This is a genomic window from Lysobacter antibioticus HS124, assembly GCF_000336385.2.
GTDB classification, from domain to species: domain Bacteria; phylum Pseudomonadota; class Gammaproteobacteria; order Xanthomonadales; family Xanthomonadaceae; genus Lysobacter; species Lysobacter firmicutimachus.
The window spans coordinates 15,731-33,056 of sequence record NZ_HG424455.1; the positions used below are offsets into that span (position 1 = coordinate 15,731).

16 protein-coding genes are annotated in these 17,326 nt (G+C 70.0%); 9 read left to right on the top strand and 7 right to left on the bottom strand.

Translation table 11 applies throughout. The annotated features are described in order from the left end of the window. Positions 1 to 70: 70 nt before the first annotated feature. Together TX83_RS03795 and TX83_RS03800 are read right to left on the bottom strand one after the other, a co-directional pair. Positions 71 to 1,210: an SO2930 family diheme c-type cytochrome gene (locus TX83_RS03795; protein ID WP_261370005.1), complete on the bottom strand. Its 1,140-nt coding sequence runs from the start codon at positions 1,208 to 1,210 to the stop codon at positions 71 to 73. Positions 1,211 to 1,213: 3 nt separating this feature from the next. Next, positions 1,214 to 2,446 (bottom strand): parallel beta-helix domain-containing protein, encoded by a 1,233-nt coding sequence (locus tag TX83_RS03800; protein ID WP_064746602.1) that lies wholly within the window; start codon positions 2,444 to 2,446, stop codon positions 1,214 to 1,216. Positions 2,447 to 2,619: 173 nt separating this feature from the next. On the opposite strand from TX83_RS03800, the gene TX83_RS03805 reads away from it, so the two are divergent. Beyond that, the gene (locus TX83_RS03805) at positions 2,620 to 3,684 is read left to right on the top strand and encodes an AraC family transcriptional regulator (RefSeq protein WP_079248029.1); all 1,065 of its coding nucleotides are present in this window, start codon (positions 2,620 to 2,622) and stop codon (positions 3,682 to 3,684) included. Between the two features lie 107 nt (positions 3,685 to 3,791). Here TX83_RS03805 and TX83_RS03810 read toward each other — a convergent pair whose 3' ends face one another. The 5 genes from TX83_RS03810 to TX83_RS03830 form a co-directional block, all read right to left on the bottom strand. After that, positions 3,792 to 4,175, bottom strand: coding sequence for a RidA family protein (locus TX83_RS03810; RefSeq protein ID WP_064746604.1), 384 nt, complete (start codon positions 4,173 to 4,175; stop codon positions 3,792 to 3,794). Between the two features lie 168 nt (positions 4,176 to 4,343). Continuing rightward, positions 4,344 to 6,524, bottom strand: a complete 2,181-nt coding sequence (locus TX83_RS03815; protein WP_064746605.1) for a RelA/SpoT family protein — start codon at positions 6,522 to 6,524, stop codon at positions 4,344 to 4,346. Between the two features lie 269 nt (positions 6,525 to 6,793). Further along, positions 6,794 to 7,093 (bottom strand): DNA-directed RNA polymerase subunit omega, encoded by a 300-nt coding sequence (rpoZ, locus tag TX83_RS03820; protein WP_057946389.1) that lies wholly within the window; start codon positions 7,091 to 7,093, stop codon positions 6,794 to 6,796. Between the two features lie 311 nt (positions 7,094 to 7,404). After that, positions 7,405 to 8,022 carry a guanylate kinase gene (gene gmk / locus TX83_RS03825; RefSeq protein WP_064746606.1) on the bottom strand — a complete coding sequence of 206 codons (618 nt, stop codon included), beginning with the start codon at positions 8,020 to 8,022 and terminating at the stop codon, positions 7,405 to 7,407. Between the two features lie 114 nt (positions 8,023 to 8,136). After that, on the bottom strand, positions 8,137 to 8,997 hold the full coding sequence (locus tag TX83_RS03830; protein ID WP_064746607.1) for a YicC/YloC family endoribonuclease: 861 nt from the start codon (positions 8,995 to 8,997) through the stop codon (positions 8,137 to 8,139). A gap of 69 nt (positions 8,998 to 9,066) precedes the next feature. Here TX83_RS03830 and rph point away from each other — a divergent pair, with 69 nt between their 5' ends. The 8 genes from rph to pepQ all read left to right on the top strand — a co-directional run bounded on the left by rph (position 9,067) and on the right by pepQ (position 17,073). Continuing rightward, positions 9,067 to 9,831 carry a ribonuclease PH gene (gene rph / locus TX83_RS03835; protein WP_064746608.1) on the top strand — a complete coding sequence of 255 codons (765 nt, stop codon included), beginning with the start codon at positions 9,067 to 9,069 and terminating at the stop codon, positions 9,829 to 9,831. A 138-nt stretch (positions 9,832 to 9,969) separates the two neighbouring features. Next, positions 9,970 to 10,362 carry a VOC family protein gene (locus TX83_RS03840; RefSeq protein WP_064746609.1) on the top strand — a complete coding sequence of 131 codons (393 nt, stop codon included), beginning with the start codon at positions 9,970 to 9,972 and terminating at the stop codon, positions 10,360 to 10,362. After that, entirely contained in the window at positions 10,359 to 10,955 is a 597-nt protein-coding gene (gene rdgB / locus TX83_RS03845) for an RdgB/HAM1 family non-canonical purine NTP pyrophosphatase (RefSeq protein ID WP_064746610.1), read from the top strand. The genes TX83_RS03840 and rdgB overlap by 4 nt, the downstream gene beginning before the upstream one ends. Continuing rightward, a complete protein-coding gene (locus TX83_RS03850; RefSeq protein WP_064746611.1) occupies positions 10,952 to 11,530 on the top strand; it encodes a hypothetical protein in 579 nt (192 codons plus the stop codon). The genes rdgB and TX83_RS03850 overlap by 4 nt, the downstream gene beginning before the upstream one ends. Positions 11,531 to 11,584: 54 nt before the next feature. Continuing rightward, positions 11,585 to 12,778, top strand: coding sequence for a radical SAM family heme chaperone HemW (gene hemW / locus TX83_RS03855; RefSeq protein WP_064746612.1), 1,194 nt, complete (start codon positions 11,585 to 11,587; stop codon positions 12,776 to 12,778). Between the two features lie 187 nt (positions 12,779 to 12,965). Then, positions 12,966 to 15,215, top strand: a complete 2,250-nt coding sequence (locus tag TX83_RS03860) for a DUF1631 family protein (RefSeq protein ID WP_064746613.1) — start codon at positions 12,966 to 12,968, stop codon at positions 15,213 to 15,215. Continuing rightward, a complete protein-coding gene (locus TX83_RS03865; RefSeq protein ID WP_064746614.1) occupies positions 15,212 to 15,559 on the top strand; it encodes a PilZ domain-containing protein in 348 nt (115 codons plus the stop codon). Before TX83_RS03860 ends, TX83_RS03865 begins: the two co-directional genes overlap by 4 nt. A gap of 173 nt (positions 15,560 to 15,732) precedes the next feature. Continuing rightward, entirely contained in the window at positions 15,733 to 17,073 is a 1,341-nt protein-coding gene (pepQ, locus tag TX83_RS03870) for a Xaa-Pro dipeptidase (RefSeq protein WP_064746615.1), read from the top strand. Positions 17,074 to 17,326: the final 253 nt, after the last annotated feature.

Genomic DNA, 17,326 nt, shown 5'->3' on the forward strand with positions numbered 1-17,326 from the left:
CGAAAGCTCCCCTCTCGTTCGTTCCAGACCCGAACGCGCGTATTCGGCGCGTTCCCCAACCGCCGGGCGCCTAGCCGCAGCTCCCCTGCTGCGCGGTGATCCAATCGCGGATCAGTTGTACGCCCTCGGCATGCACCACGCTGCGACCGAGTTCCGGCATCATCACCGCCGGATCGTCGCTGAGCATGCGATAGACCAAAATCGATTCGTCCGGCTTGCCCGGCACCAGGCCGTAGCGGCGGTCGCCGGTGCCCTTGCCCGCTGCGATCGGCAGCTTGCAGCGCCCCAGCCGCAGCGGCTCGCGAGTGGCCGCGTCCAGCCAGAGGCCGGAGGTGTTGCCGGGCCCGCTCGGGCTGTGGCAGTGGCCGCAATTGACGTCCAGGTACGCACGCGCCTTGGCATCCAGCGGCGCGCCCGGGTCGCGCCAGTTGGCGGCGCGCGGCGCGGCCTGCGGCGCCGGCGCACCGCGCAGGTAGCCGGCGCGGGTCCAGCGCGCGATCTGATTGGCCAAGCCGTCGTCGTAGGCGAAATCGCGATTGAGTTGGCGCGCCTTCGGTCCGATCGGCTGCAGCGCCTTGCTCTTCATGTCGGTGCCGTGGCAACCGGCGCACTGGTTCTGGTCCGGCACCTGATATTGCGCCGGTTCGCTGCGTCCGTCGGCGCCGGTCAAGCGCAACGGCACCAACTCGCCGGCGCGCATCAACCGCGCCTGAGTCTGCTGTTCGTTCCAGACATAGGGCAGCGCGATCCAACCCTCGCGACGCCGCACCAGCAACCGGGTTTCGACCAGCCGCACCTTGCTCAGCTCCAGCCCTCCGCCGCGCAGGTCCGGGCCGTCGTCGGCGCTGCGCAACACCGTATCGCCCTCGCCGCGCGGGTAGTAGAAGGTCTTACTGAGAATGGTGCCGACCGGGAAGTCGAACGCGCGCTCGGCGTCGTAGGCCGCGGCCTGCCCCTGCGGCATCCACACCGTGCGCAGCTTGTGCGCGTAGTCGGAGAACAGCGGCGTGTTGAGGTCGTAGGGCATCACGCCCCGGTTCAGGCGCAGGCGCCCGTCGGCGACGCGCAGCAGGTTCCATTCGGCCAGATCCGCCGGCTGGCCTTCGGCGAAGAAGCGCACCGGCGGCGGCGCGGCTTCCCGCGCGCACGCCGCCAGGCACAGCGACAGCAACAACCCGATCCAACCGCGGCCCATCGCGTTCGTTCGCATCGATCAGCCGCGCTTGAGGTCGATGGCCGGCAGCTTGGGCAGGGCGCAGTCGTAACGCTTGGTGTCCTGGCTCGGGCTCTTGTAGCCGCCGGGGCCGTCGGCGTCGATCACCCCGGACACGTCGCGGATGCAGATCTGCGGGCCGCCGGCGAGCTTGGCGTTGGCGTAACCGTCCCACAGCACGTCGGGAAAACGGCCGCGCAGGCCGTAGATCGCGGTCTTCAGCGCCTTCAGGTCCAACCCGTCGGGCGAGTCTCCGCCGCCGGACAGGCGGTTGCCGTAGATCGCGATGCGCTCGGGATAGGGATCGAAATCCTTCGACGCCTTGTCGTCCTTGTAACCGGTGGAATAGACGCTGGACACGATGATGTTGGTGGTGGCGTTGTCGCTGATCTCGTTGTCGAAGATCTCGACGTCGTCGTTGGAGTTGATCACGATGCCGCTGCCGGCCGGCACGCTGGCCACCGGCGTGCCCTTGGCGCCGAAGTTGGCGGTGTTGTTCCGGTAGACCTTGTTCTGGAACACCCGGATCGCGCCGCCCTGCTGCGACAGCGCCGGCATGTTGAACACCAGGATGCCGCCGGTGTTGTTGGTGGCGACGTTGCCGTAGACGTCGGCGTTGACGGTGTTCTCGATCTCGATTCCGGCGACGTTGAACTCGGCGCGGCTGTTGCGCACGATCACGTCGCGCGACTGGCCGACGTAGATGCCGGCGTCGGAGGCGCCGATCGCCACCGAGTTCTCGATCAGCACGTTGCGGGTCTTGACCGGGTACAGGCCGTAGGCGCCGTTCTTGGTGCTGGGGCCGCCGGTCCACTCCACCCGCACGTTGCGGATGGTGATGTGCTCGCCCTCGTTGACCTTGAGTCCGTCGCCCTTGCTGTCCTCGATGGCGAGGTCCTCCAGCACGAAGCGGCTGGCGTTGACCAGTAGGCCTTCCGCGCCGGCCTTCTGGCCCTTGAAGCTCAGCACCGACTTGTCCGGGCCGGCGCCGCGGATGGTCACGCCGTCCACGCGCAGGGTCAGGCTGCGGTCGAAGCTGTGCCGGCCCGGCGGCACCTCGATCACGTCGCCGGGCTTGGCGTCGAGCAGGCGGGTGCGGAAGGCTTCGGCGAACGCGGCGTCGCCGGCGGCGACTTGCGCGGTGGGCGTGTGCTGGGCCTGCTCGGGGCCGCAGGCGGCGGCCACGGCGGCGGCGAGGACGGCGACGGCGAAAGCGCGGATCGGCGGGCTCATGGGTCTCTCCGGATTTGGCTTGCGGTGCGCGGATGCGACGCCGGTCCGCATCGCTCCGTGCCCCCGCACGGCTAAGCCAGGAGTCTCCGCCGGGGCCGTGAGCGCGCGTGAGGGCGGATGCGGCACACTAGGGGGGCAATCGCGGTCAACCGTGCGGCCAGGAGCGTGGGGAGATGCGCCAGCCATCCGATCGGGACCCACCCCAGGACGACATCGCGATGATGTCGCCGAACCTGCTGTGGGGTCTGCTGGAAACCGCGGACCGGCTCGGCGCGCCCAGCGACGACTGGTTCGCCGGTACCGGGCTCAGCCGCGCCCAGGTCAGCGACCCGGGCGTGCGCCTGCCCGACCGCCCCACCGCGGTGGTGATCGAACGCGCGCTGCGGGTGCTGCCGGCAAGCATCGGCCTGGACATCGGCCACGCCCAGCACATCGGCAACTTCGGCCTGCTCGGCCTGGCCATGACCACCGCGCCGACCTTCGGCGACGCACTGCAGATCGGCCTGCGCTTCACCCCGGTGGTCGGCAGCCTGATGCGCTTCGTCGAAAGCGCGTCCGAGCCCGGCACCCTGGCCTTGGCCGGCCGGATGACCCTGACCTACCCGGCGATCCACCGTTTCGTCTGCGAAGAGTTCTTCAGCAGTTGCCTGGCGCTGGCGCGCGGCCTGGTCGGCGAGCGGTTGCGGCCGCTGCGGGTCGAGTTCAGCTACCCGGCCCCGCCTTACGAGTCGCGCTATCGCGACGTGTTCGATTGCCCGCTCGCCTTCGCCCAGCCGCAAGACCGGCTGGTGCTGGATGCGCAGTGGCTGGCCGCGCCGTTGCCGACCCACAACCCGATCGCCTCGCGCCAGGTGCTGGCGCTGTGCGAGGCGCAGATGCCGCAAGGCCCGCTGCCCGGCGAAGTCACCGCCGCGGTGGAACGCCTGTTGCGCGCGCAACTGGCCCAGGACCCCAAGCTGGCCGGTATCGCCGCGCAGTTGCACGTCAGCGAGCGCACCCTGCGCCGCCAGCTCACCGGCGAGGGCACCAGCTTCCACGAGATCCACGACCGCCTGCGCATCGACCGGGCCTATGCCCTGCTACGCGAACGCCAGCCGACCATCGCCGCGGTCGGCGCCGCGGTCGGCTACAAGGATCCGCGCGATTTCCGCCGCGCTTTCAAGCGCCTGACCGGCGAAACGCCGCGCGCCTTGCGCGAGCGGTTTTTGTCTGGGCGGGGATTGGGAATTGGGGATTAGGGATTCGCGGAGCGGGGATTCGGGATTCGGGATTCGGGATTGCCGGAGCGTAAAGCGCGACGGCCGCGTGGGCGGCCGTCGTTTCGAGCGGTGTTCGACGCTGCGGCTCAGCGCAGGACCAGGATCGCGTCGACTTCGAACCCGACGCCGCGCGGCAGGGCCGAGACTTCGACCGTCGAGCGCGCCGGATACGGCGGGTTGAAGTACTCGCCCATCACCGAATTGACCTTGCCGAACGCGCCCAGGTCGGTGAGGTAGAGGCCGAGCCGGACCACGTCGGCCAGCGAGCCGCCGGCGGCTTCGCACACCGCCTTGAGGTTCTGGAACGCGCGATGCGCCTGCGCCTCGATATCGCCCTCGATGACCAGGCCGCTGGCCGGGTCGAGCGGAATCTGGCCGGACAGATACACCGTGTCGCCGACGCGCACGGCCTGGGAGTACGGGCCGATCGCGGCCGGGGCTTGGTCGGTGTGGATGATTTCTCGGGACATGGTTTGGGGCCGGGATTGGGGATTGGGGATTCGGGATTGGCTAAAGCCAGGAGCAAGAGCGTACGCCGGTACATGCCGCCTTTGCCAATCCCGAATCCCGAATCACAAATCCCGCTCTTGCGAATCCCCAATCCCCAATCCCGGCGGCGGCGGCAAAGCCGCCGACGCTCACATCCGCTGCACGCCCAACACCACCGTCAAGCGGCGCACGCGGCGCATGACGTCGGCGAGGTGGCGGCGGTCGCTGACTTCGATCGCGAAACGCATGATCGCGATGTTGGCGTCGCGTTCCAGGTACTCGACCCGGTCGATGTTGGATTCGGCCTCGGCGATCGCGGCGGCGACCTGGGCCAGCGAGCCCGGGCGGTTGTCGACTTCGATCCGCAGCGCGGCGGAGAAGTCGCCGGAGACCTGGCGGTCCCAGCCGATCGCGACCCAGCGGTCGGGCGACTTGCGGTAGTCGGCGACGTTGGGGCAGTCCAGGCGGTGCACCACGATGCCCTTGCCGGCGGTGTGGTAGCCCATGATCTCGTCGCCCGGCAACGGCAGGCAACAGTTGGCGAAGCTGATCACGCCGCGCTCGGCGCCGGTGATCAGGATCTTGTCTTCGGGCAGGCGCGCGCGGTCGATGGCGCGGCCGCGCGACTTGCCCGGCGCCTCGCGCGCCAGCGCCAGCGCGACCTGGTTGGGCATGCGGTTGCCCAGCGCGATGTCGGCCAGCAGCGCCTCCAGGCGCGGGTAACGGTATTCGCTCAGATAGCCTTCCAGGCGCAGCGCCGGAATCCGATCGAGCGAGGTCTCCAGCGCTTCCAGCGCGCGGTCGAGCATGCGGTGGCCGAGCTGGACCGCATCCTCGTGTTCGAGCTGCTTGAGCTGCTGGCGGATCGAGGTGCGGGCCTTGCCCGACACCACGAATTCCAGCCACTGCGGCTTGGGCGTGGACGACTTGGCGGTGATGATCTCCACCCGCTGGCCGCTGGCCAGCTTGGTGCGCAGCGGCACCAGCTTGCTGTCCACGCGCGCGGCCACCGCGCGGTTGCCGACGTCGGTGTGCACGGCGTAGGCGAAATCCAGCGCGGTCGAATTGCGCGGCAGCGACATGATGTCGCCCTTGGGCGTGAACAGGTAGACCTCGTCCGGGAACAGATCGACCTTGACGTTCTCCAGGAACTCCAGCGACGAGCCGGTCGCGCGCTGCGACTCGACCAGGCTGGCGATCCAGCTGTGCGCGCGCGACTGGGCGCTGTTCGGGCCTTCGCCGCCGTGCTTGTACGACCAGTGCGCGGCGATGCCGCGTTCGGCGATCAGGTCCATGTCCTCGGTGCGGATCTGCACCTCGACCGGCGAGCCGTAAGGGCCGAACAGCACCGTGTGCAGCGACTGATAGCCGTTGGCCTTGGGAATGGCGATGAAATCGCGGAAGCGCGAATCCAGCGGCTTGTACGCCGAATGCACCACGCCCAGCGCGTGATAGCAGTCCGGCACGCTGCGCACCACCACGCGGAAGCCGAACACGTCCATCACCTGATTGAAGCTCTTATGTTCGTGATGCATCTTGGTGTAGATGCTCCACGGCGACTTGACCCGGCTGATCAGCCGATGTTGAAGCTTCTCCTTCGCCAGCCGCTGGGCCAGATGCGCTTCGATCTGCACCAGCGACTCGCGCCGCACCACCGGCTGGGTGCGGATGCGTTTTTCGATCACCGCATGGCGCCACGGATGCAGCGCGCGGAAGCCCAAGTCCTGCAACTCGGCCTTGATCAGGTTCATGCCCAGGCGCTGGGCGATCGGCGCGTAGATCTCCAGGGTCTCGCGGGCGATGCGCTCGCGCGCTTCCGCGCTCTGCGCGCCGAGGGTGCGCATGTTGTGCAGGCGGTCGGCGAGCTTGATCAGGATCACGCGCAAGTCGCGCGCCATCGCCAGCAGCATCTTGCGGAAGCTTTCCGCGGCCGCTTCCTGGCGGTCGCGGAACTGCAGCTTGTCCAGCTTGGTGACGCCGTCGACCAGCTCGGCCACGGTCGGGCCGAATTCGGTCGCCAGGCATTCGCGGGTCAGCGGCGTGTCTTCGATGGTGTCGTGCAGGATCGCCGCGACCAGGGTCTCCACGTCCAGGCCCTGGTCGGCCAGCACCTTGGCCACCGCGACCGGATGGGTGATGTAGGGCTCCCCGGATTTGCGCGTCTGTCCGGCGTGCGCGGCCGCGCCGACCGCCCAGGCGCGGCGCAGCAGCTGCCGCTGCGGTTCGGGCAGATAGTGCGCGGCCAATTCCAGTTCGCGCACGTAGTCCGGCAGCTCCGTGTCTTCGGGAGCGGCGGGATAGACGGTAAGCGCGGGCTCGGCAGGAGTCATTACGGAAATTTACGCGCGCTCAGGCGCAGGAAGCAACGCGATCGACGGTTTCAAAGGTGGCGCCGGCCGCGAACGGCGCAAGCGGTCGGGCCGACGCGGCGGGCACGGCGCGCGCTGCGGTTCAGCTAGGCCAATGGCGGCGGCCTGCCCAGGCCGCCCGCAGGACCGATCCCGCAGACCCGACCGGTCCGAGCCGCAAACGAAAACGGCCCCGCCGCAGCGGAGCCGTTTCGCGATGCCGGCGCCCGCGCGATGCGCGGACCGGGAGATCAGTCGTCGCCCTTGGACAGGTCGTCGTCGGCGACCACTTCGGCCGCGGCCCATTCCAGGGCTTCGCGCTCTTTGCGCTCGCGCTCGGCCTTCTCGACCGCATCGATGTAGTCCGGGTTGACCTGGCGCGCGGCGATTTCGCGCAGCGCCAGCACGGTCGGCTTGTCGTTGGCTTCGCTGTTGTCCAGCTGCGGTTCGACGCCGTTGGCCAGCTGACGGGCGCGCTTGGCGGCCAGCATGACGAGTTCGAAGCGGTTCGGGACCACTTCCAGGCAATCTTCGACGGTGATGCGGGCCATGGGGCTCCTGCGGCCGGTGCGGCCGTCTTGCAAGCGGTTGGGGACCGGGGATTTTAGAGGCCCGCGCCGGCCGAAGCAAGGTTTTCGCCGGCAAGGCCTTAGCAATCAATCAGTTAGCAAGCGGTCGCGACCCGTCGACCGGTCGAAACTCGACCCGGAGAAGAGCCCCCCCTTAGCCGGCCCCTTTTAGAGGGAAAGCCGGAGCGGGGCTCGGGCGGGGTATCGGCCACCGCCGCGGCCAGCCCCTCCCGGGAGGCCCACACCAGCCCCCCCCCTAATCCCTAATCCCCAATCCCGCCTCTCCAACCAACCTATTCGTCCGTCAGCAACGCGGTGATCAGGCGCGAATGGCGCGCCACCTGGGGCTCGCGGCGCAGTCGGCTGGCGAGGAAGATCGCGCACATCTCGTCGACCGCGGTATCGAAGACCTCGTTGACGATGACGTAGTCGAACTCGTGGTAGTGCGACATCTCTTCGCGCGCGGCGGCCAGGCGCTGGCGGATGGTTTCCTCGCTGTCCTGGCCGCGCGAGCGCATGCGCGACTCCAGGGCCTGGCGCGAGGGTGGCAGGATGAACACGCTGACCGCGTCCGGCACCTTGGCCCGCACCTGGCGCGCGCCCTGCCAGTCGATTTCCAGCAGCACGTCCTTGCCGGCGGCTAGGAACGGCTCCACCGACTGCCGCGCCGAGCCCTTCCAGTCGCCGTGCACGCGCGCGTGCTCGAAGAAGTCGCCGGCCTCGACCATCGCTTCGAACTCTTGCGCGCTGACGAAGTGGTAGTGCTCGGCGTGACGCTCGCCGGGACGCGGCTGGCGCGAAGTGAAGGAGATCGACAACCGGATGTTCGGGTCGCGCGCGAGCACCGCGTTGACGATGCTGGATTTGCCGGCCCCGGAGGGGGCGGCGACGATGTAGAGGGTTCCGCGCATTGGGGCCGGGATTCGTGATTCGGGAGTCGGGATTGGCAAAGCGGCTGGCGGGAAAGGAACCGGCGACGAGAATCCGCTCCTGGCGAATCCCGAATCGCGAATCCCCATTCCCGGCTACTCGATGTTCTGGATCTGCTCGCGCACCTGATCGATCAGCACCTTGAGCTCGACCGCGGCGGCGGAGCTGCGGGCGTCGACCGATTTGGAGCCCAGGGTGTTGGCCTCGCGGTTGAATTCCTGCAGCAGGAAATCCAGGCGGCGGCCGACCGCTTCGCGCAGCTTGAGCACGCGGCGGGCCTCGGCGACGTGCGAATCCAGCCGGTCGAGCTCTTCGTCGACGTCCAGCTTCTGCAGCCACAACACCAGTTCCTGCTCCAGGCGGCCGTTGTCGGCCGGCTGGGCCAGGTCGGCCAGGCGGGTTTCCAGCTTGGTGCGCTGGCCGGCGCGGATGGCGGGCATCATCGTGCGCACTTCGCCGGCGATGCGGGCGATGCCGTCGACGCGCTCGGCGATCACCGCGGCGAGCTTGGCGCCCTCGCGTTCGCGCGAGGCGACGAACTCGTCCAGCACGCCGTCGAGCAGGGCCAGCGCCTCGGCCTGCAGCGCCGCCGGGTCGGCGGCCGGCGCCTGCAGCACGCCGGGGAACTGCAGCAATTCGGTGAACTCGGTGCGCAGCGCCGGGAAGCGCGCCGACAGGTCGATCGCCAGGTCGCTGAGTTCGCGCAGCCGGGTCGGATTGAGCTGCAGCGCATCGCCTCCTTCCGGCGCGCGCAGGCGCAGGGTCAGGTCGAGCTTGCCGCGGCTCAGGCGCGCGCCGATCCGCTCGCGCAACGCCGGTTCGAGCACGCGCAGCTCGTCGGCCAGGCGCACGCCCAGTTCGAGGAAGCGGTGGTTGACCGAGCGCAACTCGCAGCCGAGCGTGCCCCAGGGTGTCGCGCGTTCGCCGCTGGCGAAGGCGGTCATGCTGCGAATCATTCGCTGATTCCGAGCCTTACGGGGGGTGAATGGTAAACTCGCCGGCCCTCAAAACGGTAACTTCGTCCCATGACCGGTCCCCTCGCCGCCCCCGCCCCGCCCCCGGCCGGCCCGGTCGCCCGTCCCAGCGGTCGCGCCGCCGGGCAGATGCGCGAGGTCCGGATCGAGCGCGGGTACCCCCGCCACGCCGAGGGCTCGGTGCTGGTCAGCTTCGGCCAGACCCGGGTGCTGTGCACCGCCAGCGTGGACAACAAAGTGCCGGCCTTCCTGCGCGGCAAGGGCGAGGGCTGGGTCACCGCCGAGTACGGCATGCTGCCGCGCGCCACCCACACCCGCAGCGACCGCGAGGCCGCGCGCGGCAAGCAGGGCGGCCGCACCCTGGAAATCCAGCGCCTGATCGGCCGCGCCTTGCGCGCCTGCATCGACCGCAAGGCGCTGGGCGAGCGCACCATCACCCTGGACTGCGACGTGCTGCAGGCCGACGGCGGCACCCGCACCGCCGCGATCACCGGCGCCTACGTGGCCCTGGTCGATGCGGTGCGCTGGCTGCAGGCGCGGCGCGAAATCAACCGCGACCCGATCTTCGGCGCGGTCGCCGCGGTCTCGGTCGGGGTCTACCGCGGCGTGCCGGTGCTGGACCTGGACTACGCCGAGGACAGCGACTGCGACACCGACATGAACGTGGTCATGAACGACGGCGGCGGCTTCATCGAGCTGCAGGGCACGGCCGAAGGCCACGCGTTCCGCCGCGAAGAACTCGACGGCCTGCTCGTCCTGGCCGAAGCCGGGATCGCCGAACTGATCGCCAAGCAACGCGAAGCGCTGGCCGGCTGAGGCCGGCCCGGCAACGAAACACACCGAAACCGCGCACCGGTTCCGGCCAAGGCCGGACCGTGTGCGCAGCCGCGCGGGGCTGCCGCCGCGGCAACGGCGCGCGCACACTGGCCGGCCCTCCCCGAACGAGCCGCGCCCATGCATCGCATCCTCGGCAGCCTGACCCTGGTGGTCGGCGACTACGACCAGGCCATCGCCTACTACACCCAGCGCCTGGGTTTCGTCCTGCTCGACGACGTCGACCTCGGCAGCGGCAAGCGCTGGGTGCGGGTCGCGCCCAGCGCGCAGGCCGAAACCGCATTGTTGCTGGCGCGCGCCGACGGCGACGCGCAAAGCGCCCGGATCGGCGACCAGACCGGCGGCCGGGTCGGCTTTTTCCTGCACACCGACGACTTCGCCCGCGACCACGCCGCAATGCTCGCGTACGGCGTGCGCTTCCTGGAATCTCCCCGCGCCGAGACCTACGGCACGGTCGCCGTATTCGAAGATCTGTACGGTAACCGCTGGGATTTGCTGGAACCGAAGGCATGAGATTAGTGCTGGCCAGCAGCAACGCCGGCAAGCTGGCGGAACTGCGCGACCTGCTCGGCGACACCGGGATCGAACTGGTGGCGCAAACGGATCTGGGGGTCGAAGACATCGAGGAAACCGGCAGCACCTTCGTCGAGAACGCGCTGCTGAAGGCCCGTCATGCGGCCGCCGTCACCGGACTGCCGGCGTTGGCCGACGATTCGGGCATCTGCGTCGACGCGCTCGGCGGCGCCCCGGGGCTGTACTCGGCCCGCTACGCCGGCCGCCACGGCGACGCCCAGGCCAATATCGACAAGCTGCTCGGCGCCTTGCACGGCGTGCCCGACGAACAGCGCAGCGCGCATTTCTACGCGGTCATCGTGCTGCTGCGCCATGCCGGCGACCCGCGCCCGATCATCGCCGAGGGCGTCTGGAACGGCCGCATCCTGCACGCCCGCCAGGGCGATCGCGGCTTCGGCTACCAGCCGGTGTTCTTCGATACCGAGTACGGCGTGTCCGCCGGCGAGATCGAGGACGAGCTCAAGAACCGGGTCAGCCACCGCGCGCGCGCCCTGGCCGCCCTGCGCGCGCGCCTGCCGGAGCTGCGCGGGTGAACCGCCTGGCCCGCACCGCCGCCCCGCACCGGCGCTTGTTCCGCGCCGGCGGCCACACCGTGCTGGCGGTGGCGGTGCTGTACCTGCTGGCGATGCCGATCGCGATCTGGATCCACCACGACGGCCTGAGCCGCAGCGGCCACAGCTTCGGCTCGGACCTAGAACTGGCGCTGTGGCTGCTGGCCGCCCTGGTCGCCCTGGTCGCCCTCGCGGCGATCCAGCGGGTCAGCCTGGACGCCGACGGCGGGGTCGGCACCATCCGCTACGCCAACATCACCAGCGGCCACCGCAGCCGCTGCTTCGAACCGGCCGAAGTGGTGTCCATGTCCCTGCATCGGGCCAAAGACGGGCGCCTGCGCCTGACCTCGACCCTGGAACTGCGCCTGGCACCCTCGCCGCACCGGCGCTGGAACACGGTCGCGATCTTCGACGGCGACATGTCCGGCGACGGCCGCGCCGAGCCGCTGGCGACCATCGTCCGCCAGGTCGTGCGCGCCCGCCCCGAGGTCGGCCTGGACGCCAATCTGCGCGCCCTGCTCGCGCCGTATCGCTACGGTACGGCCGCCGACCGGTAAGCTGTCGGCCTGTGTCCTTTTCTCGGGCCGGCCCGAGCGGCCGGCCGCAAGCCGTTGAGCCAGACCTCCGCCAACCCCGCCCTGAGCACCCCGCCGCTGTCGCTGTACGTGCACCTGCCCTGGTGCGTGCGCAAATGCCCGTACTGCGACTTCAATTCCCATGAGGGCCGCGGCGCGCTGCCGTTCCAGGCCTATGTCGACGCCCTGCTCGCCGACCTCGAGCACGACCTGCCGCTGGTCTGGGGCCGGCCCGTGCACAGCGTGTTCTTCGGCGGCGGCACCCCGAGCCTGTTCCCGCCGGAATTCATCGACCGCTTCCTGCAGGGCGCCGGGGCACGCCTGCGCCTGGCGCCGGGCTGCGAGATCACCCTGGAGACCAACCCCGGCACCGCCGAACACGGCCGCTTCGAGCTGTACAAGGCCGCGGGGGTCAACCGGCTGAGCTTCGGCATCCAGAGCTTCGACGACGACTGCCTGCGCCGGCTGGGCCGGATCCACGACAGCGGCGAGGCCGAGGCCGCGGTCAAGCTGGCCCAGGACGCCGGCTTCGACAATCTCAACCTGGACCTGATGTACGCCCTGCCCGGCCAGACCCTGGCCATGGCCGAGCGCGACCTGGAGCGCGCCTTCGCCCTGCAGCCGGCGCATATCTCGCATTACCAGCTGACCCTGGAACCCAACACCGTGTTCGCGGCGCGCCCGCCGCAGGGGATTCCCGACGAGGACGGCGCCTGGGACATGCAGGAGCACTGTCAGGCGCTGCTGGCCGAGCGGGGTTATGCGCAATACGAAGTCAGCGCCTATGCGCGCGAAGGCCGGCGCTGCGCGCACAACCTCAATTACTGGCGCTACGGCGACTACCTGGGCATCGGCGCCGGCGCCCACGGCAAGATCACTCTCGGCGCCGAGCAGACCATCCTGCGGCGTTGGAAGCACAAGCATCCGACCCAGTACCTGGCCGCCGCCGGCAGCGCCGCGGCGATCGGCGGCGACGACCGGATCGACCCGGCGCGGCGTCCGTTCGAGTACATGCTGAACCTGTTGCGCCTGGTCGAAGGCTTCGCTTTGAGCGATTTCGAGGCGCGCACCGGGCTGGCGCGGCCGGCGATCGCGCCGCAATTGCGGCAGGCCGTGGAAGCCGGCTGGCTGGACTGTGACGGCGAGCGGGTTCGCCCGACCGAACTCGGCCGCCGCTTCACCAACGACGTCGTCGCCTTGTTCCTGTCCGACTCGCCCCCGCCCGGATAGCGCGGACCGTTCGCGCCGGAATGCGCAATGCGGCGCGCGCGGTGGCCGCCGCTCCCCCCTCAAGCCGTTGCTGCGAATGGCCGCCTCCTATCGGCTGTCGCGCCCGTCCGCTCCCGCACACGGGATTCGGGCTGGCGAGCGCCCGGGAGGCGTGGTTATATCTCGCGGTCGTCTGCAACCAATTCCCATGCCCGCCACGTACGACCCTCTGGACGCTTCGCCGCCGCGGCCCACCCTGGCCACGGCCGCCCTGCCGCGTCGCGTGCGCCGGGCGCTGGAACAGCTCTACGCTTTGATCAGCGACGAGACCGCGCCGCCGCTGGAGCGGATGCTGGCCGAGTTCGAGCAACAATTGTTCCGCCAGGCCGATCAGGCCCGCCTCCCCAGTCTGCAAGCCGGCTATCTGGAAACCCTGCGCCTGGTGCGGCTGCGCCGCGCCGACCTGATCCCGCGTTTCCTGGTCCTGCTGGAAGCCGCCCTGACCCGGGTGCGCGAGCCGCCCCCGCGCGCGGTCAAGGCCGGCACGCCGAGCTTCGGCGACCTGCGCCTGCTCGACGACAGCGAAATCGACGAGGACACCGTCCTGCGCAACATCGCCGTGCGCCAGGAGTCGCGCTCCAGCCTCGGCCTGATGCTGCTCGGCCAGCGCTTCGGGGTGCTGGCCGGCGGCCCGGCATTCGATGCCGAGCGCCTGCCGGTCGGCCCGCACCGGCTGGGCCGGATCTTCGCCGACGCCTGCCAGCCGCTGCAGATCGGGCTGGACTCGCGCCTGGATCTGTACCGGGTGTTCGACCAGCAGGTCATGCCGGGCTATGCCCACCTGGTCGAGCAGATGAACGCCCTGCTGGCGCGCGAGAACGTGCTGCCCGGCTTGTCGTTCGTGCCGCTGCGCACCACCCGCGACCGCAGCGCCGTCGACCCCGCCGCCGCCGACAAACCGCGCGCGGCGCCGGCGGAGACCGCCCCGGGCACCGCACAACCGCGCCCCCACACCGCTTGGCTCGGCCAACGCAACGCCGCCGCGCCGGCCGAGCGCAACCGCGACGAGTTCGCCACCCTGCAGCGCTGGCTGGACGAGCGCCGCGGCTTGGTCGACCGGTTGCGTCCGCGCATTCCCGGCCAGCCGCCGACCGCGATCGCGCTGGACACCGGCGAAGTGCTCGATGCCCTGACCCGGGCCGACCAGGAACTGCCGCGCGGCGAACAGCGGCTGCGCAAGATCGCCGAGTTGCGCCAGGCCGTGCTCAGCCGCGCCCAGGCCGGCACCTCGCTGTCGCGCGACGACGGCGACGTGTTCGAACTGCTCGACCTGCTCTACGACGAAATCGAACACCGCCTGCGCGGCGACTCGAACATCGCCGCCCTGCTCAACCGCTTGCAGGCCCCGCTACTGCACGCCGCGCTGCGCGATCATTCGCTGCTCGGCCAGCAGAGCAACCCGGCGCTGCAGCTGCTCAACACCGTCGCCGAAGCCGGCGCGCGCTGGACGCCGAACGACGATGTCGATCCGCAGTTGCTCGAACCGCTGCACCGCGCGGTCGACCATGTCGCCACGCACTTGAGCGACGGCGAGGCCGCGTTCGACTACGCCAATCAGCGCCTGCAGGAGCAATTGCAGACGCTGAACCGCAAGGCCGAAGTGACCGAACGCCGCCACGTCGAGGCCGCGCGCGGCAAGGAAAAGCTCGAACTGGCCAAGCGCCGCGCCGCCGAGACGGTCGAATCGATCAGCGCCGACCAGCGCCTGCCGCGCTTCGTCCAGAGCCTGCTCAACCAGGCCTGGGCCGATGTGCTGACCCTCACCCTGCTGCGCCACGGCGAAGACTCCGAAGCCTGGCGGCGCCAGCTCGAAATCACCGGGCAGATCGTCGCCGCCAACAACGGCGAAACCGGCCCGGCCGCGCCGGCAGGGCTGGAAGCGGACATCGAACACGCGCTGGGCCTGGTCGGCTACCACGCCGACGACGCCCGCGCGATCGCCCACCAGCTCAGCCTGGGCGCCGCGCCGGGCGAAGACGCGGCCTCGCGCACCGAACTGGCGATGAAGCTGCGCGCGCGCGGCCGCCTCGGCGAAGAAGCCGCTCCGGTGCGGACCGAGCTGCCGCCGCGCAACGAAGCCGAGCAAGACTGCTGGGAGCGGATCCGCACTCTGCCGTTCGGCACCTGGTTCGAATTCGTACAGAACCAACAGGGCGACGTGGTGCGGCGACGGTTGTCCTGGTTCAGCACCGTCACCGACAACGCCCTGTTCGTGAACCAGCGCGGCCAGCGCGTGGGCGAGCAATCGCTGGACAGTCTGGCGCGGATGATGGCGCGCGATCAGGCGCGGGTGGTCGCCGCCGAACGCAGCGGCCTGGTCGAGCGCGCCTGGCACGCGGCCCTGGACTTGCTGCGCGGGTTCGGCGCCAAGCCCCACGATGCCGGAGACGGCGCATGAACGATCCTTTCCGCCGCGCCCGCCGGCGCCGCATCGCCGACACCGTGCAGGTCGTGGACACCATGACCGAGACCGTGATCGGCCACCTCGGCAATCTGTCCGAGACCGGCATGATGCTGATCGCCAGCGCGCCGCTGACCGAGGACGCGCTGTACCAGCTGCGCTTCGATCTGCGCGACTCGGCGCAGCAGCCGCCGATCGAGGTCGGCGCGCACCTGCTGTGGCAAGACCGCGCCAGCATGCCCGGCCAGACCTGGGCCGGCTTCCGCTTCATCTGCGTGCCCGAGAACGGCATGCAGCATCTGCGGCGTTGGCTGGATTCGCCGGGCGGCAACTACGAGTAGCGGACGACAGCGGCGCAGTCGCGAGCCGGGACCGGGGCGCAGGGCCAACGGACAAACCGCGCAAAGCCGGCCGCCGCCGCTTTGGCCGAGGCCTATCCGCCGACTCCTGGCTTCAGGCACTGCCGGCCGCGAGGGCGCAAAATAGCCCCCGTCCCCGCCAGTCCGCGCCCGCAATGACCGCTTCCGACCGCTCCGCCGATCCGTCCGCCCTGTACGCCTCGCACGTCGCCGAACTGCAGCGCCGCGCCGAAACCGCGCTGGAACGCGGCGGCTTCGATCATCTGGTGGTGCCCAGCGGCACCTTGCACTATCAGGTCTTCGACGATCGCGACTACCCGTATGCGGTCAATCCGCAGTTCAAGGCCTGGGTGCCGCTGGTGCGCAATCCCGGCAGCTGGCTGGTGTTCACGCCGGGCGCCAAGCCCAAGCTGGTCTATCTGCAACCGTTCGACTACTGGCACGTGGTGCCGCAGGCGCCGAGCGGCTGGTGGGTCGAACACTTCGAAGTGATCGTGATCCGCGAGCCGCAGCAGGCGCTGGCGCATCTGCCCGCCGACGCCGCCCGCTGCGCGATCCTCGGCGAGCCGCAGAGCGCGCTGGGCGCGTTCGCGCCGAACAATCCGCCGCCGGTGATCGATTACCTGGAGTACCACCGCGCGTTCAAGACGCCCTACGAAGTGGCGATGATGCGCGAGGCCACGCGCAAGGGCGTGCGCGCGCACCGCGCCGCCGAAGCCGCGTTCCGCGCCGGCGCCAGCGAATTCGACATCCACCTGGCCTACTGCGCCGCCGCGCGCCAGGACGCCAACGAACTGCCCTACGGCAACATCGTCGCCTTGAACCAGAACGGCGCGGTGCTGCACTACATGGAACTCGACCGCGAAGCGCCGGCGCAATCGCGCAGCTTCCTGATCGACGCCGGCGCCAGCCACGTCGGCTACGCCTGCGACATCACCCGCACGTACGCCGCCGACCGCGACGGCGAGTTCCAGGCCCTGATCGACGCGGTCGACCTCGCGCAACGGCGCATGTGCGACCAGGTCCGCGCCGGCTTCGACTACAAGCAACTGCATCTGGACGCGCATCTGGCCCTGGCCGGCATCCTCAAGGACTTCGGCGTTTTGAAGACCTCGCCCGAAGCCGCGGTCGCCACCGGCGTCAGCGGCGTGTTCTTCCCGCACGGCATCGGCCACGGCATCGGCCTGCAGGTGCACGAGGTGGCCGGTTTCGCCGCCTCCGACCGCGGCGGCCGCATCGACAAGCCGGCCGGGCACCCCTATCTGCGCCTGACCCGCGTGCTCGAACCGGGCATGGCGGTGACGATCGAGCCGGGCTTGTACTTCGTCGACTTGCTGCTGCAGGGCCTCAAGCAGGGCGAACACGCCGACAGCGTCGACTGGAACCGGATCGAACAGTGGCGCCCGTACGGCGGCATCCGCATCGAAGACGACGTGGTCTGCACCGAGGCCGCGCCGGTCAACCTGACCCGCGAAGAGTTCGCTGCGGTGGACTGAGCGCCGCCAGCCGTAGCACGAAGGCGCGAGTCGCCGTCCAGAACTTTGCAGCTGCTGTTGCTGTTGCTGTTGCTGTTGCTGTTGCTGTTGCTGTTGTTGCCGTTGCCGTTGCCGTTGCCGTTGCCGTAAAGAGCTTGGCGCCGCAGCGAACTCGCGAGAACGCCCTGAAGCCCCGAAGGGCGGGCGGCAGGGATGCGGCCCGTGCGCAGCCAGGCCAGGGAGGGCCTGTGCGGAGCAGCCCGGCGCAAACCTC